Source organism: Lelliottia nimipressuralis, from assembly GCF_041464075.1.
Taxonomy (GTDB): domain Bacteria; phylum Pseudomonadota; class Gammaproteobacteria; order Enterobacterales; family Enterobacteriaceae; genus Enterobacter; species Enterobacter nimipressuralis.
In genome coordinates, this window is sequence record NZ_CP167172.1 from 1,533,803 (window position 1) to 1,548,591 (window position 14,789).

Annotated in this window: 15 protein-coding genes; 3 read left to right on the forward strand and 12 right to left on the reverse strand. The window is 56.5% G+C overall.

Annotated elements, in window-relative coordinates; translation table 11 throughout:
- Nucleotides 1-117: 117 nt before the first annotated feature.
- The 5 genes from artM to ACB496_RS07145 all read right to left on the reverse strand — a co-directional run bounded on the left by artM (nucleotide 118) and on the right by ACB496_RS07145 (nucleotide 3,724).
- Complete coding sequence (artM, locus tag ACB496_RS07125) at nucleotides 118-786, reverse strand: arginine ABC transporter permease ArtM (protein WP_100777040.1); 669 nt, start codon at nucleotides 784-786, stop codon at nucleotides 118-120.
- Nucleotides 786-1,502 (reverse strand): arginine ABC transporter permease ArtQ, encoded by a 717-nt coding sequence (gene artQ / locus ACB496_RS07130; RefSeq protein WP_100777039.1) that lies wholly within the window; start codon nucleotides 1,500-1,502, stop codon nucleotides 786-788. Before artQ ends, artM begins: the two co-directional genes overlap by 1 nt.
- Nucleotides 1,503-1,508: 6 nt before the next feature.
- Nucleotides 1,509-2,240 (reverse strand): arginine ABC transporter substrate-binding protein ArtI, encoded by a 732-nt coding sequence (gene artI / locus ACB496_RS07135; protein ID WP_102105164.1) that lies wholly within the window; start codon nucleotides 2,238-2,240, stop codon nucleotides 1,509-1,511.
- 19 nt (nucleotides 2,241-2,259) lie between these two features.
- Nucleotides 2,260-2,988 (reverse strand): arginine ABC transporter ATP-binding protein ArtP, encoded by a 729-nt coding sequence (gene artP, locus ACB496_RS07140; protein ID WP_100777037.1) that lies wholly within the window; start codon nucleotides 2,986-2,988, stop codon nucleotides 2,260-2,262.
- A gap of 217 nt (nucleotides 2,989-3,205) precedes the next feature.
- The gene (locus ACB496_RS07145) at nucleotides 3,206-3,724 is read right to left on the reverse strand and encodes a lipoprotein (protein WP_371974747.1); all 519 of its coding nucleotides are present in this window, start codon (nucleotides 3,722-3,724) and stop codon (nucleotides 3,206-3,208) included.
- Between the two features lie 229 nt (nucleotides 3,725-3,953).
- On the opposite strand from ACB496_RS07145, the gene ACB496_RS07150 reads away from it, so the two are divergent.
- Nucleotides 3,954-4,277 (forward strand): heavy metal-binding domain-containing protein, encoded by a 324-nt coding sequence (locus tag ACB496_RS07150; RefSeq protein WP_100777035.1) that lies wholly within the window; start codon nucleotides 3,954-3,956, stop codon nucleotides 4,275-4,277.
- Nucleotides 4,274-5,101 carry an N-acetylmuramoyl-L-alanine amidase gene (locus ACB496_RS07155; protein WP_371974748.1) on the forward strand — a complete coding sequence of 276 codons (828 nt, stop codon included), beginning with the start codon at nucleotides 4,274-4,276 and terminating at the stop codon, nucleotides 5,099-5,101. The genes ACB496_RS07150 and ACB496_RS07155 overlap by 4 nt, the downstream gene beginning before the upstream one ends.
- Here the strand turns inward: ACB496_RS07155 and ACB496_RS07160 are convergent, their stop codons facing one another.
- From ACB496_RS07160 to poxB, 4 genes are all read right to left on the reverse strand, one after another.
- The gene (locus ACB496_RS07160) at nucleotides 5,102-6,115 is read right to left on the reverse strand and encodes an NAD(P)-dependent oxidoreductase (RefSeq protein WP_100777033.1); all 1,014 of its coding nucleotides are present in this window, start codon (nucleotides 6,113-6,115) and stop codon (nucleotides 5,102-5,104) included.
- Nucleotides 6,116-6,207: 92 nt separating this feature from the next.
- Nucleotides 6,208-7,644, reverse strand: a complete 1,437-nt coding sequence (locus tag ACB496_RS07165) for a DUF2867 domain-containing protein (RefSeq protein WP_371974749.1) — start codon at nucleotides 7,642-7,644, stop codon at nucleotides 6,208-6,210.
- 10 nt (nucleotides 7,645-7,654) lie between these two features.
- Nucleotides 7,655-8,656: a low-specificity L-threonine aldolase gene (ltaE, locus tag ACB496_RS07170; protein ID WP_371974750.1), complete on the reverse strand. Its 1,002-nt coding sequence runs from the start codon at nucleotides 8,654-8,656 to the stop codon at nucleotides 7,655-7,657.
- 38 nt (nucleotides 8,657-8,694) lie between these two features.
- A complete protein-coding gene (gene poxB / locus ACB496_RS07175) occupies nucleotides 8,695-10,413 on the reverse strand; it encodes a ubiquinone-dependent pyruvate dehydrogenase (protein ID WP_371974751.1) in 1,719 nt (572 codons plus the stop codon).
- Between the two features lie 152 nt (nucleotides 10,414-10,565).
- On the opposite strand from poxB, the gene ACB496_RS07180 reads away from it, so the two are divergent.
- Nucleotides 10,566-11,000 carry a DoxX family protein gene (locus tag ACB496_RS07180; protein ID WP_100777029.1) on the forward strand — a complete coding sequence of 145 codons (435 nt, stop codon included), beginning with the start codon at nucleotides 10,566-10,568 and terminating at the stop codon, nucleotides 10,998-11,000.
- Between the two features lie 103 nt (nucleotides 11,001-11,103).
- Here ACB496_RS07180 and hcr read toward each other — a convergent pair whose 3' ends face one another.
- The 3 genes from hcr to ACB496_RS07195 all read right to left on the reverse strand — a co-directional run bounded on the left by hcr (nucleotide 11,104) and on the right by ACB496_RS07195 (nucleotide 14,779).
- Nucleotides 11,104-12,072: an NADH oxidoreductase gene (gene hcr, locus ACB496_RS07185; RefSeq protein ID WP_371974752.1), complete on the reverse strand. Its 969-nt coding sequence runs from the start codon at nucleotides 12,070-12,072 to the stop codon at nucleotides 11,104-11,106.
- An 11-nt stretch (nucleotides 12,073-12,083) separates the two neighbouring features.
- A complete protein-coding gene (gene hcp / locus ACB496_RS07190; protein WP_371974753.1) occupies nucleotides 12,084-13,736 on the reverse strand; it encodes a hydroxylamine reductase in 1,653 nt (550 codons plus the stop codon).
- 143 nt (nucleotides 13,737-13,879) lie between these two features.
- Nucleotides 13,880-14,779: a lysine exporter LysO family protein gene (locus ACB496_RS07195; RefSeq protein ID WP_102105158.1), complete on the reverse strand. Its 900-nt coding sequence runs from the start codon at nucleotides 14,777-14,779 to the stop codon at nucleotides 13,880-13,882.
- Nucleotides 14,780-14,789: the final 10 nt, after the last annotated feature.

Consider the following 14,789-nt stretch of genomic DNA (forward strand, 5'->3'; position numbering starts at 1 on the left):
TGTACAATGCCAGTTAATGAATTTGTATGCAATATTTATGATTAAGTATTTTTATTGAAATAAAAAAAACGGGCAGTCGTTAGACTTACCCGTTTTCGTGATGCAGTGATTATGCAGTTAGTTTCGACGCTCAAAGGCCAGCGCTTTGTTCTCGATAAGACGCATCAGCAGGGTCAGCAGGCCGTTCACCACCAGGTAAACCAGACCAGCTGCGCCAAAGACCATCACATCATAGGTGCGTCCGTACAACAGCTGGCCGTGGCCCATGACTTCCATCAGCGTAATGGTGTAAGCCAGAGAGGTACTTTTAAACACCAGCACCACTTCGTTGGAGTAGGAAGAGAGCGCGCGTTTGAACGCATACGGCAGCAGGATCGCCAGCGTGTCTTTCTTGCTCATGCCCAGCGCCCCGCAGGACTGCCACTGGCCTTCCGGAATGGCGCGAATCGCACCATAAAACAGTTGCGTGGTATACGCCGCACTGTTCAGGGAGAGCGCAATCAGCGCGCACAGCCAGGGTTCAGACAGCAGATGCCAGATAACCGGGTAGTTCTGCAGCGACGGGAACTGGCCCGGTCCGTAGTAAATCAGGAAGATCTGCACCAGCAGCGGCGTACCGGTAAAAAGTGTGATATAGGCGCGAACCACCCACACCAGCACCGGCGTTTTCAGCGTCAGCACGATGGTGAAAAAGAGGGCCAGAATCAGTGCCACCACGATAGACGCCACGGTCAACGTCAGGCTGGTGTGCAGCCCTTTCATCAGCTCCGGTAAATACTCAAGCATCAGCCTGGTCTCCGTTCAAAACGCGTTGCGCGCAGATCAATACGTTTGAGAACGTACTGGCTCAGCAACGTGATCACCAGGTAGATAGCCGCCGCAACGATATACCAGGTGAAAGGCTCCTGGGTGCGGGTGGCGATGCTTTTAGTTTGCAGCATTAAATCGTTCACGCTAATCAGGCTCACCAGCGCGGTGTCTTTCAACAGCACCAGCCACTGGTTGCCCAAACCCGGCAGGGCATGCCGCCACATCTGCGGCATCACCAGGCGGAAGAAAATGGCGGCTTTCGATAAGCCCAGCGCCTGGCCGGATTCCCACTGACCCACAGGCACCGCTTTCAGCGCGCCGCGCAGCGTCTGAGACGCATAGGCGGAGTAGAGCAGAGAAAGGGCAATCACGCCGCACAGGAACGGGCTGACGTCAAAGTTTTCAATCTGCATCTGCACCGGGATCTGCGCAAAGCCGAGGTTAAGGGTAAAGCCGTCCGACAGCGTTAGCAGCAGCTGTGAGGAGCCGAAATAGATAAACAGAACCACCAGGATTTCCGGCAGCCCGCGCAGAACCGTCACCAGCGCTGAGCCCGCCCATGCGACCGGGCGCCATTTGGCTGACTCCCACACCGCAAAGAACATCGCCAGCACAAGGCCGATAATGAGTGCGCAAACGGCAAGGCCGACGGTCATCCCGGCGGCACTTGCTAAAGGAAAAATTTCGTTCATCAGATCTTACTTCTGGAACCATTTGGAATAGATGGTTTCGTACGTGCCGTCTTTTTTCACTTTATCCAGCGCAGTATTGAGCTTCTGCTGCAGGTCAGTGTTGCCCTGACGAACAGCGATACCCAGACCGGTACCGAAGTAATCTTTGTCCGTTACTTTGTCGCCGATAGCGGCCAGTTTCGGATCGGCTTTCAGCCACTCGGTGACCACGGCGGTGTCACCGAATACGGCATCAATACGACCATTCTGCATATCCAGCTTGGCGTTCATGTAGCTGTCGTAAGGCACAACGGTGATTTCCGGGTGCTTGTCGGTGATGAATTTCTGGTGCGTGGAGCCGTTCTGCATACCGACTTTTTTGCCCTTCAGCGCGGCGATATCAGCAATTTTGCCTTTCTGACCGACGAACAGGGCTGAGTTTTCATAGTACGGCTGAGTGAACAGCACCTGTTTTTCACGTTCTGGCGTGATGTCCATTCCGGAAATCACCGCGTCGAAACGACGGAACTTCAGGCTTGGGATCAGGCTGTCGAACGCCTGGTTGGTAAAGGTACAGGTGGCGTCGATCTCTTTACACAGCGCGTTCGCCAGATCCACATCGAAGCCTACGATCTTATTGCTGGCATCCATGGATTCAAACGGAGGGTAAGACGCTTCCATGGCAAAACGAATCGTCTGTGCTGCGGTAGCGGAAAGGCTGACGCTGGCAAGCAGCGCGGCTATCAGTACTTTTTTCATTGTCATTTTCCCTAACACATCAGTGAGATAAATAGTTTTTAAAGGCGTCGGTTTGCGGGGCGGTAAAGCAGCTCGCATCACCTTGTTCAACAATATGACCGTTTTCCATGTACACCACGCGGCTGGCGGTTTTGCGCGCCACTTCCACTTCATGGGTCACGATCACCTGTGTGATATTGGTTTCGGCCAGCTCGCGGATGATGCTGACGATCTGGGCGGTAATTTCCGGGTCCAGTGCGGCGGTAGGCTCATCGAACAGCAGTACCTGCGGCTCCATCATCAGCGCACGGGCAATGGCGACACGCTGTTGCTGTCCACCGGACAGGTGCAGCGGATAGCGATCGCTGTAAGGTTTTAAGCGCAGACGTTCAAGCAGCTTTTCAGCGCGGGCGAGGGCCTGATCTTTGCTTAAACCCAGCACGCGGCAGGGCGCTTCAATCAGGTTTTGCTGCACGGTGAGGTGCGGCCAGAGATTGTATTGCTGAAACACCATGCCGACGTTCTGACGCAGATCGCGGATCGCTTTATCAGAAGGGGCTTTGGCGAAATCGAAATGATTTCCGGCAATCGCGAGCGTGCCGGAACGTGGCATTTCAAGCAGATTGAGGACGCGCAGCAGTGAGCTTTTGCCCGCACCGCTTGGGCCGAGCAAAACCAGCGTTTCGCCCTCTGGGCAGTTCAGCGTGATGTCGAACAGCGCCTGGTGTGCGCCGTAGAAGCAGTTAATGCCGTTTAGTTGAATACTCATCGGGGCAGTCTTTACTCATCCAGGCAATCTATAGCAATTGAGGCCGCAGATAGTACCGTTGACAGAATAGTTATGCAATATTTATGCGTTAAAAGTTAAATATAAACCGTATTCACGTTTAAACATAGCACAAAATAGCGAAGGGCATAGGGGGCGAGAATAAATGTCGGCATTCCTCTCGAAATGCCGCACATTTTACGGGGGAAACTTTTTTGAACTAACGATTCTCTATCGACTGGCGAAGCGTACCGGCTGGGGCGTGGACGCTGCCGCCGATGTAGCGCACGTCATCTATAGCCCAGCACTGGCCCTCACGGATCATCAGCACTTCATCCTGCCAGGTCTGGCTGCCTTGCGTCAGTTTGACTCGCAGCGGGATGTTGCGCGCATCGGTGTTCGGGATGGTAGAGGCGCTGGAGACGTCTGCGCGTTCAGGCAGCGTGGTGCGGCTGGAGAACGGATCGGATTTCAGCAGCGCGTTGTGCTGCGGATCGCGCGAGGCATCGTTAAGCAGTTTCGCCAGGTTGTCACTCAGGTACGGGCGCAGAGCGGTGAGATCGCTGCTGCGATGCGAAATGCGGTAATCATAGAACTGTTGAGCCACGGCATCCGGGCCGCCGTCAATGCACGGACCGCTGCGTGTCCCGATATCCTTAAAAGCCGGTGTCACCGTGGTGGTGCAGGCGCTGAGCAGCAGCGCGCACGGCACTAAAAGCGTCAAAGCAGAATAGCGCATGTTGATTTCCTTAATGATTAACTATCCTTTCAATAATAGCGTAACGAACCGATAATGCGGCTGAGTTAATCCGCTAACGCATTGAACGTTAAATAATCGTCATACTTCCGCATGCCGATGCATTTAACGCGTTCGTTCACCCGTTCACTGACTCACGTCAGCTACGGAGGATTCTCTCACGTGCCGCCTTGTGACTACGTGACTATTTTGAGTATTGAAGGAGATAAACATGCAATTTTCTACCACCCCGACTCTGGAAGGACAGCCGATTGTCGAGTATTGCGGCGTTGTCACCGGTGAAGCCATCCTTGGCGCGAACATCTTCCGCGACTTTTTTGCCGGGATCCGCGATATCGTCGGTGGGCGTTCGGGTGCCTATGAGAAAGAGCTGCGCAAAGCGCGGGAAATCGCGTTTAAAGAGCTGGGCGAGCAGGCCAAATCCCTGGGCGCGGATGCCGTCGTGGGCATTGATATCGACTACGAAACGGTCGGCAAAGACGCCAGCATGCTGATGGTGAGCGTCAGCGGTACGGCGGTGAAAACGCGCCGATGAAACGTTTGTGGTCCACGCTCCTGCTGGCGGTGTTGCTGGCAGGCTGCGCAGAGAAAGGGATTATCGATAAAGGGGCCTACGAGCTGGACACGCGGCATCAGGCGCAGGCGGCGTATCCGCGGATCAAAGTGCTGGTCATTCACTATACCGCCGATGATTTTGACAGCTCGCTTGCGACGCTCACGGACAAAAACGTCAGCTCCCACTATCTGATTCCGGCCAGACCGCCTGAGCCGTCCGGCAAACCGCGCATCTGGCAGCTGGTGCCGGAGAAGGATTTAGCCTGGCACGCAGGGGTCAGTTTCTGGCGCGGAACGAACCGCATTAACGATACCTCGATTGGTATTGAGCTGGAAAACCGTGGCTGGCAAAAGTCGAACGGCGAGAAAATCTTCACCCCGTTTGAACCGGCGCAAATCGCGGCGCTTATTCCCCTCGCCAAAGACATTATTGCCCGCTACGACATCAAACCGGAAAACGTGGTGGCCCATTCGGATATTGCCCCGCAGCGTAAAGACGATCCCGGCCCGCTGTTTCCCTGGCAGCAGCTGGCACAGCAGGGCATAGGTGCCTGGCCCGATCCCGCCCGCGTGACGTTTTATCTCAACGGAAAGTCGAAGTATGAGCGCGTAGAGACGGCAGCGTTGCTCGATCTGCTGGCGCGCTACGGCTATGACGTGCCGGAGAACAGCACCGAGGCGCAGCAAAAACGGGTGATTAAGGTCTTCCAGATGCACTACCGTCCCCAGCTATGGAACGGTATTGCTGATGCAGAAACGCTGGCGATTGCCAGCGCGTTGTTAGAGAAATACGGGCAGAGATAATTACCGGTGCAGTTTGCCGTGGTCGCGCAGCCAGGCTGCTGTGCGCACGATCCCTTCATCCAGCGTGACGATGGGCTGATAACCCAGCTCGGTTTCAGCGCGCGTGGTATCCAGCGTAAAATCGAAGTTCAGCTTTGACACGCCGTAGTGGGTCAGCGCCGGCTCTTTCGCCGATTTATTGCCAAAGCGCTCCATGCTGCGGGCGATCATGTCCAGCATCGGGTAGGGCACAGAACGAATGCGGCAGTGAATGTTCAGCTCATCGATCAGGCGCTGGACGATGCTGCGCAGCGTCTGCGGCTCGCCGTTGGTGATGTTGTAGGCGCGGCCGGACACCAGATGATCGCACTCGGATTGACTGGCCAGCCACATGGCGTGGATTGCGTTCTCGTAGTAGGTCATATCCACCAGCGCATCGCCGCCGCGCGGCAGCAGCACGCTGCCGTAGTGGTGCATCATCTGCGCCAGACGCGGGATAAACACTTTGTCGTGCGGCCCAAACAGGCTCTGTGGACGCAGAACGGTGAAACGGGTGTGCGGGTTTGACTGCGCCAGCAGATCGATCACCTCTTCGCTGGCCGCTTTGCTGCGCGCGAACTCACAGGCGAAACGCGCCGGGCGGAAATCTTCCTGAATATCGCGATGGTGGTGATAATCAAAATAGAGCGACGGGGAGGAGATATGCACAAAGTTGCGTACGCCCCAGGCGACGGCCCATTCACCGAGGCGGCGAGTGGCGCGAACGTTGGCCAGGTCGAACGCCTGCTGCGTTCCCCAGGGAGAGGTAAAGCTGGAGCAGTGCCACAGTGTATCGATTCCGGCGAGCATGACTTTGGCCTGCGAAGACACCAGCTCTGTCAGATCGGCGTGGATGAATTCCGCGCCCATTTTTTGCAGGAGTTTACCCATCGCTTCGTTGCGACCGGTGGCTCTGACGCTGATGCCTTTCTGACGCAAAAACTCGACCGCATTTCGGCCTAAGCCGCTGGTGGCGCCGGTAACCAGTACCTTCATATCTATCCACTGTGTTGAAAAGAATTTCGTGCGCATTCTTCCGTGAATTACGTCACGATGCAATGGGAAAGGTGAAAGAATCAGAGTTTAAATCAGACTTTTTCCGTGATTCCTTCTGCAAGATGCGCAATACGCTTTGCCATCCCCCGGAAGATAAACAGGTGCGCCGGGATCATGAACAGCCAGTAGAACAACCCTGGCATTCCGTGCGGATGCCACCAGGCGCGAACGTCCAGCTCCCGGTGATCGCCTTTGTCTTTTAGGGTAAAGCAGAGGCGGCCCAGACCCGGCGCTTTCATACCAAACAATAGCGCCAGCTGTTTTTCCGGCTCAACGATGATCACCTTCCAGCTGTCCACGCTGTCGCCCGTCTGCAAGTATGGGTGCGCAGGGCGGCCTTTTGCCAGTTTATGCCCGACCAGCAGATCCATCATCCCGCGCGTTTCCCAGAGAATATTGCCAAAGAAATAGCGCTCTTTGCCGCCAATCTGGTTGATCACCTCCCACAGCGGCGCCAGGCTGGCGGTTGTTTTCACCGTGCAACCGGCCTGTTTCGGGTAATAGCCGTATTCTGGCCGCCAGCGGGCAAAGGCCTGAGCGTCATAACCCCAGTCGCTGGAGTTCATCAGCTCCTCTTCCTCTTTGAGGGTGTTGCGTACCGCATCGTCAAAGCGGATCAGATTTTGTGGAATCAGCGCCCGCAGCTCGCGGTCGTCGGCCAGCAGATCGTGCTTCAGCCCCTGAATCAGCGCTTTGGCAGTCGTAGGTGGAACGGAGGTGATGACATTCAAAAACCACACCGAGATCCAGCGGGTCGGGAAGGGAACGGGTACCAGCCAGCGACGACGGCCGCTGACGGTCATAAAGTGTTCGAACTGCTCCTGATAGCTCAGTACCTCCGGCCCGGCGGCTTCGAGCACGCGATGGCTTTCCGTCGGATGATTCAGCAGTTCGACCAGATAGTGCAGCAGGTTTTCCAGCGCAATCGGCGTGGTGCGTGAGCGCACCCAGCGCGGCGGCGTGAGCACCGGCAGGTTATAGACCATATCGCGCATCACTTCGAAGGCGGCAGAACCCGCCCCGACGATAATGCCCGCCCGCAGTTCCGTCAGTGGGATCCCTGCGCTACGGAGCATTTCCCCCGTCAGCTGACGGGCGCGCAGGTGATCCGATTGTTCATGTTCCGGGGCCTGTAAGGAACTGAGAAAAATAATCTGCTTTACCGGCGTTTGCAGCAGCGCGTCACGCACGTTCAGCGCCACCTGACGCTCATGGGCGATAAAGTCACCGCCTTCGCCCATGCTGTGTACCAGATAATAGAGCGTATCGACGCCTTCCAGCAGCGTCGGTAGCTCTTTTGGCCAGTTAAGATCCACCGTGTGACAGGTGACGTTGGGCAGCGCGAGTTTTTGCAGCCGTTCCACATTACGTGCCGCCGCCAGCACCTGATGTCCGTGCTGGCTGAGCGCCGTCGTCAGATGCTGACCGATATAACCGCTGGCACCGAGCACCAGAATACGTTGCGGCACGTTGTGCTCCTTAACGCTGTAAAAAGGCCTGCCAGTGTTTTACCACTTCCGCCAGCTGCTCGCGGCTCACGTCGAGATGCATCACCAGACGCACAACCGGCGAGGCGTTCATCAGCACGCTGTGCGCTTTCATATACTCACCCAGCGCCGCCGCGTTCTCTTCGCCAACGCGAACAAACAGCATATTGGTGTCGTGACGCATCACATCCGCGCCGATCTCGCGCAGCTGCGCCGCCATCCATGCCGCGTTATCGTGATCGTCTTGCAGACGGGCAACGTTATTTTTAAGCGCGTACAACCCCGCTGCCGCCAGAATTCCGGCCTGACGCATGCCGCCGCCGGTCATTTTACGCCAGCGGTTGGCGCGCTTGATGTAGTCCGCATTGCCGACCAGCAGTGAGCCGACCGGCGTCCCCAGCCCTTTTGAGAGGCAAATGGTGAACGAATCGCAATACTGGGCGATCTCTTTTAGCTCGCAGCCATACTCCACGACGGCGTTAAAAATACGCGCGCCGTCGACGTGCAGACCCAATTTGCGCTCGCGAGTAAACTCCCATGCGGCTTTCAGATACTCGCGCGGCAGCACTTTGCCGTTGTGGGTATTTTCCAGACTCAGGAGTTTGGTACGGGCGAAGTGAATATCGTCGGCTTTGATTTTGGCGGCGACTTTGTCCAGCGGCAGGGAGCCGTCGGGCGCGGCATCAATGGGCTGCGGCTGAATACTGCCGAGCACCGCAGCGCCACCGGCTTCATACAGGTAGTTATGGGCACCCTGGCCGACGATATACTCTTCGCCGCGTTCGCAGTGGCTCAGCAGCGCCACCAGGTTCGCCTGGGTGCCGGTTGGCAGGAACAGCGCCGCCTCTTTACCGCTTAATTCGGCGGCGTAGCGCTGAAGTTCGTTTACGGTGGGATCGTCACCGTAAACGTCATCCCCGACCGGGGCGGCCATCATCTCTTCGAGCATGGCGCGGCTCGGACGGGTTACGGTATCACTGCGCAGGTCTATCATTTCACATCCCTATAGTTTTAAAGGTGATGTGAGATGTTTTACCTGAGCCAGTTGGTTTTTGCCAGTTCGATCACTTCGTCGCCGCGCCCGCTGATAATGGCGCGCAGCATGTACAGGCTAAAGCCTTTCGCCTGCTCCAGTTTGATCTGCGGCGGGATCGCCAGCTCCTCTTTGGCAACGACCACATCCACCAGCACCGGGCCGTCGATGGAGAAGGCGCGCTGCAGGGCTTCATCCACGTCCGCGGCTTTTTCCACGCGGATGCCGGGAATCCCGCAGGCTTCGGCGATCTTCGCGAAATTAGTGTCATGCAGTTCGGTGCCGTCCGTCAGATAGCCCCCGGCTTTCATCTCCATCGCCACAAAACCTAACACGCTGTTGTTGAACACCACGATTTTAACCGGGAGTTTCATCTGCATGACGGAGAGGAAATCGCCCATCAGCATGCTGAACCCGCCGTCGCCACACATGGCCACCACCTGACGCTCCGGTGCAGTGGCTTGTGCCCCCAGCGCCTGCGGCATTGCGTTTGCCATCGAGCCGTGGTTGAACGAACCGATCAGGCGGCGCTTCCCGTTCATTTTCAGATAGCGTGCCGCCCAGACGGTGGGGGTGCCCACATCGCAGGTAAAGATGGCGTCGTCGCTGGCGAAATGACTGATCTGCTGCGCAAGGTACTGCGGATGAATGGCTTTGTCGCTCGGTTTGGCAAGATCGTCCAGCCCTTTGCGCGCGTCACGGTAGTCGCTCAGGGCTTTGTCGAGGAACTTGCGGTCGGTTTTCTCTTCCAGATGCGGCAGCAGGGCGGCAAGCGTGGCTTTGATATCGCCCACCAGCGCCATATCAACCTTACTGTGCGCGCCAATGCTGCCGGGATTGATGTCGATCTGAATGATTTTTGCGTCGCTCGGATAGAACGCGCGGTACGGGAACTGGGTGCCGAGCAGCACCAGGGTGTCGGCGTTCATCATGGTGTGGAACCCGGACGAGAAACCAATCAGGCCGGTCATACCGACATCGTACGGGTTATCGTATTCCACATGCTCTTTGCCGCGCAGCGCGTGAACGATGGGGGCTTTTATTTTCCCGGCAAATTCGACTAACTCTTTATGCGCGCCCGCACAGCCGCTGCCGCACAGTAGCGCGATATTGCTGGAGTAGCGCAGCAGCTGCGCCAGCTTTTTCAGCTCCTCTTCCGCAGGCGTTACCACCGGCTGCGGGGCGTGATACCAGTGGGTGCTGGCCCCTTCGGGTGCGGCTTTGAGCGCGACGTCGCCCGGCAGAACCACCACCGACACGCCGCGATTGAGGATCGCCTTGCGCATGGCGATCGCCATTACCTGCGGGATCTGCTCCGGTGTGGAAACCAGTTCGCAGTAGTGGCTACATTCACGGAACAGCTCCTGAGGATGCGTCTCCTGAAAATAGCCGCTGCCAATTTCGCTCGACGGAATATGCGCCGCAATCGCCAGCACCGGGACGTGGTTGCGGTGACAGTCGAAAAGACCGTTAATCAGATGCAGGTTGCCCGGTCCGCACGAACCTGCGCATACCGCCAGCTCGCCCGTCAGCTGCGCTTCCGCGCCTGCGGCAAAGGCCGCCACCTCTTCGTGGCGCGTCGGCATCCAGTCAATGGTGCCCATTCGGTTGAGGCTGTCGCTTAAGCCGTTGAGAGAATCGCCGGTGACGCCCCAGATGCGTTTGACGCCAGCTTGTTCCAGGGTTTTTGCTACGTAGGCCGCTACGGTCTGTTTCATGGTTGTCCATCTCCGTTTTGTGATAACGCTTACAAGCTTAGAAGAAACTGGGCGTTATGCCCGTTTAATCCCCCTGATTAATAGTGACTTTCTTTGTACAACCTTTCGTCATATTCTGATGGCCTACAGGGTGAAAACAGGAATCATTTCAGATGGTTAAATCATTGTTAATTGCTGTTAATAGAACGCTAACGCATGATGATTTTGGCAAATTGTTATTACGTCTGGCGGTCGGCGGGTTAATGCTGTTTCACGGTTTACACAAGCTGTTTGGCGGCGTGGGGTTTATCAGCGGCATGCTGGTGGAAAAAGGGCTGCCGGGGTTTATCGCCTATGGCGTTTTGATTGGCGAAGTGGTGGCACCGGTTCTGATTGTGCTGGGGATCCTGACCCGTCCGGCGGCACTGGTGCTGGCGTTTACAATGATCGTTGCCTGGCTGATGGTCGGCACCGGCAAAACCTTTGCGCTGGATGCGGTAGGCGCATGGGCGATTGAAAGTCTGGTCTATTTCTTCATTGGCGCACTGGCCGTGGCCTTTATGGGAGCAGGGCGTTATTCACTGGCGCGCGATCCGGCCTGGCGTTGAGAATAAAAAAAGCCCGGTAGTCTATATCTACCGGGCCTGAAAAGGGTAGGCCGGGCAACCGCAAAGCTGCCCGGCACATTGTGCACAGTATATGGTACACAGTTTATGCCAGAACCAAATCACCCTGCGGATGACAAGAACAGGCCAGCACGTAACCCTCGGCAATTTCCGCATCCGTCAGCGTCATCGTACTGCTCACGGTGTAGTCGCCAGAAACCACTTTCGTTTTACAGCACCCGCACACGCCCGCGCGACAGGCCGCAACGACCGGAACGTTATTGCTCTCCAGCGCTTCCAGCAGCGTGGTACCGACGCGGCCGAAGAAGGTCTGCGCAGGCTGCAGTTTAGTGAATTTCACCCCGCTGATGGCGGCTTCGGCCACTGGCGTGAAGAACTGCTCCTTAAAGAAGCGGGTCACGCCAAGCGCTTTCACCTCGTTCTCCACGATTTCCATATAGGGCGCTGGGCCGCAGGTCATCACGGTGCGCGAGGCGATATCTGGCACGCTTTGCAGCAGTTCGCGGCTCAGACGGCCCGCGACAAATCCGTGAGTCGCGTTATTCTCGGCGATCAGGGTGACCGGATAATTGCGCCACTCGTCGGCGAAAATCACATCCTCCGGAGAGCGGACGCTGAAAATCACCTGTACGTCAGCCTGCGGACGGTTCTTCGCCAGCCAGCGACGCATCGACATCACCGGCGTCACGCCGCAACCCGCCGCCAGCATCAGGAATTTATCGTCAGCTTTATCGTCGCAGACGAAATCCCCCTGGGCGTCGGAGAGCCAAAGATAATCCCCGCGCTTCACTTCGTTCGTCAGCCACTGTGAACCGGCACCGTCATCGATCCGACGCACGGTGAGCGTGATGTACTCACTCACGCCCGGCGTCGAGGAAAGGGTGTAGGCGCGAAGGGTGTCCGCAGAATTGCGTACACTCACCAGCGCATACTGACCGGCGCGATAGGGGTAAAAATCATGGCACAACAGCGATAGCGTCCACACATCCGGCGTCTCCTGATGGATGTGATGAACCTGCATCCGCCACGGGCATTGTGAGGTTGGCATCGTCATGAAAAAACTCCTTACGCGCTCAGCAGTTGCTGCATGTCTTCTTCTACGGTGGTCACGGAACGCAGACCAAATTTTTCGTTCAGCACCGCCAGCAGATCCGGGGTCAGGAAGCCCGGTGCCGTCGGGCCGGTCACAATATTGGTGACGCCCAGCGACAGCAACGTCAGCAGGATCACGATCGCTTTCTGTTCGAACCAGGAGAGCACCAGTGACAGCGGCAGATCGTTCACGCCGCAGCCCAGTTTCTCGGCCAGCGTCACCGCCAGAATGATCGCCGAATAGGCATCGTTACACTGACCGGCATCAATCAGACGCGGCAGGCCTTCGATATCGCCGAAGTCCAGTTTGTTGAAGCGGTATTTCCCGCACGCCAGGGTCAGGATCAGGCAGTCCTGCGGCACGCTGGTGGCGAAATCGGTGAAGTAGTTACGTTCGCCGCGCGCGCCGTCACAGCCGCCGACCAGGAAGATATGACGCAGTTTTTCGCGGCTCACCAGGTCGATCAGGGAATCCGCCGCCCCCAGCAGGGTTTCGCGGCCGAAGCCGACGGTGATCAGATGTTCTATTTCGCTGAACGGGAAGCCTGCCATCTGCTGCGCCTGGGTGATGACCGGGGTGAAATCATCGCCTTCGAGGTGGCTTACGCCCGGCCAGCCGACGATGCTGCGCGTCCAGATACGGTCGTCATAGGCACCGACGGTCGGATCGATGATGCAGTTGGAGGTCATGACGACAGGGCCTGGGAAGCGGGCGAACTCCACCTGTTGGTTCTGCCAGCCGCTGCCGTAGTTGCCGACCAGGTGCTTAAATTTACGCAGCTCCGGGTAGCCGTGGGCAGGCAGCATTTCGCCGTGGGTGTAGACATTCACACCCGTGCCTTCGGTCTGTTGCAGCAGGTTGTAGAGATCTTTCAGGTCGTGGCCGGAGATCAGAATGCATTTCCCGGCAGTGGCTTTGACGTTGACCTGAGTCGGCGTCGGATGGCCGTAGGTGCTGGTTTCGCCCGCATCAAGAATGCTCATCACTTTGAAGTTCATCTGGCCGATTTCCATCGAACACTCCAGCAGGGCGTTCATGTCGGAGGGCCAGGTGCCGAGCCACGCCATGATTTTGTGGTACTGGGCATAAATGTTGTTGTCGTACTGACCAAGAACGTGGGCGTGTTCCATATAGGCCGCCGCCCCTTTCAGGCCGTACAGGCACAGCAGACGCAGGCCGAGAATGTTCTCGCCAATCGCCGCTTTGTCTTTGTTCGGGGTGAATTCCGCCGCCTGACGCTGCAGTTCGCCCAGATCGTCACTCACCAGTTGCAGACCAGCCATAGGGTTATCGACGGCAGCGTTCGCGTCCACGCTCAGGCTTTGCGTTTTCAGCGCTTCACGCAGGGCGATGGCTTCGCGCGCGTAGCCTACGATGCGAGGGGAGTCGAAGTTGACGTTGGTCAGCGTGGAGAAAAATGCCCGCGGCGCGAAGTTGTCGATGTCGTGGTCGATAATGCCATATTCGCGCGCTTTTACCGCCCAGGCGGAGAGGCCTTGCAGGGCTGCAATCAGCAGATCCTGCAGGTCAGACGTTTCTGCGGTTTTACCGCACATGCCCTGCGCGTAGGAGCAGCCGTTGCCAGCTGGGGTACGGATAGTTTGTTCACATTGCACACAAAACATAATCACACCTGTTAAAGTTATATTTTAGATACATGTTTAAGGTTATGCCTGTGACCGGACAGAGAAAAGGTCTTTCTTCGACAAAGTAAAGGGAGATTGATTTAACGCAATTTTGGCGGCAGAAGCCTACCGCCAGAGAGGTATTATGCGGTGAACAGCGCCATCAGAATCGGCACCAGCAGGCTCAAAATAAAACCATGAACGATGGCGGCAGGGACCAGCTCCAGACCGCCGGAACGCTGCAGAACGGGCAGGGTAAAGTCCATCGACGTCGCACCGCACAGGCCAACCGCTGTGGAGCGGCTTTTACGCACCAGCCCCGGAATGAGCATAATGGCGATCAGTTCGCGGCCCAGATCGTTAAAGAACGACGCGCTGCCAATCACCGGGCCAAAGGATTCGGTCATTAAAATCCCTGACAGGGAATACCAGCCAAAACCGGAGGCCATCGCCAGCCCAGTTTTCAGCGGCAGGTCGAGAATAAACGCGTTAATCACACCACCAATCAGCGAACTGCCCACCACGACCACCGCGATAATCATTCCGCGTCGATTGAGTACAATCTGTTTCAGCGTCATGCCGTTATTGCGTAATTGAATACCGATCAGGAATAACAGGAAGATCAGGGTATATTCGCTGGCTTCTGTGGCGTGTTGTAAAAACGCTAAACCGGTCAGGCCAAGCAAAAAGCCGAGCACGACCACGCCGCACAGTTTTAATGACTCCAGCGCCATGGCAATTCGCGAGGGTAATTTTTCCTGTTGATGATGGTTTTTCCATGGCAATGCGCGCTCAAGCCAAAATAGCGCCGCAATATTACACAGCAGAATTACCACAATAGTAACTACAGAATAATGGAGAATAGAGAGTAAATTAGCGGCCAGATTATCCAGGAACGCGAGGCTTATTCCCATAAAAAACAGGATGACGTAGACAATCCAGCTGAGGAAGCGATTAATGAGTTTTAAGGCCGACTCATGATGGAGGGGAATAAGATAGCCCACTACCAGCGGCAGCAGAATGATTAAGAGTCCTGAAAACATGAACAGCCGG

Coding starts and splice junctions, on each gene's coding strand:
- hcr (WP_371974752.1), bottom strand. CDS start 12,072: ATGACGATGCCAACCTCACAATGCCCGTGGCGGATGCAGGTTCATCAC.
- hcp (WP_371974753.1), bottom strand. CDS start 13,736: ATGTTTTGTGTGCAATGTGAACAAACTATCCGTACCCCAGCTGGCAAC.
- ltaE (WP_371974750.1), bottom strand. CDS start 8,656: ATGATAGACCTGCGCAGTGATACCGTAACCCGTCCGAGCCGCGCCATG.
- ACB496_RS07160 (WP_100777033.1), bottom strand. CDS start 6,115: ATGAAGGTACTGGTTACCGGCGCCACCAGCGGCTTAGGCCGAAATGCG.
- artI (WP_102105164.1), bottom strand. CDS start 2,240: ATGAAAAAAGTACTGATAGCCGCGCTGCTTGCCAGCGTCAGCCTTTCC.
- poxB (WP_371974751.1), bottom strand. CDS start 10,413: ATGAAACAGACCGTAGCGGCCTACGTAGCAAAAACCCTGGAACAAGCT.
- artM (WP_100777040.1), bottom strand. CDS start 786: ATGCTTGAGTATTTACCGGAGCTGATGAAAGGGCTGCACACCAGCCTG.
- ACB496_RS07180 (WP_100777029.1), top strand. CDS start 10,566: ATGGTTAAATCATTGTTAATTGCTGTTAATAGAACGCTAACGCATGAT.
- ACB496_RS07195 (WP_102105158.1), bottom strand. CDS start 14,779: ATGTTTTCAGGACTCTTAATCATTCTGCTGCCGCTGGTAGTGGGCTAT.
- artP (WP_100777037.1), bottom strand. CDS start 2,988: ATGAGTATTCAACTAAACGGCATTAACTGCTTCTACGGCGCACACCAG.
- ACB496_RS07150 (WP_100777035.1), top strand. CDS start 3,954: ATGCAATTTTCTACCACCCCGACTCTGGAAGGACAGCCGATTGTCGAG.
- ACB496_RS07145 (WP_371974747.1), bottom strand. CDS start 3,724: ATGCGCTATTCTGCTTTGACGCTTTTAGTGCCGTGCGCGCTGCTGCTC.
- artQ (WP_100777039.1), bottom strand. CDS start 1,502: ATGAACGAAATTTTTCCTTTAGCAAGTGCCGCCGGGATGACCGTCGGC.
- ACB496_RS07155 (WP_371974748.1), top strand. CDS start 4,274: ATGAAACGTTTGTGGTCCACGCTCCTGCTGGCGGTGTTGCTGGCAGGC.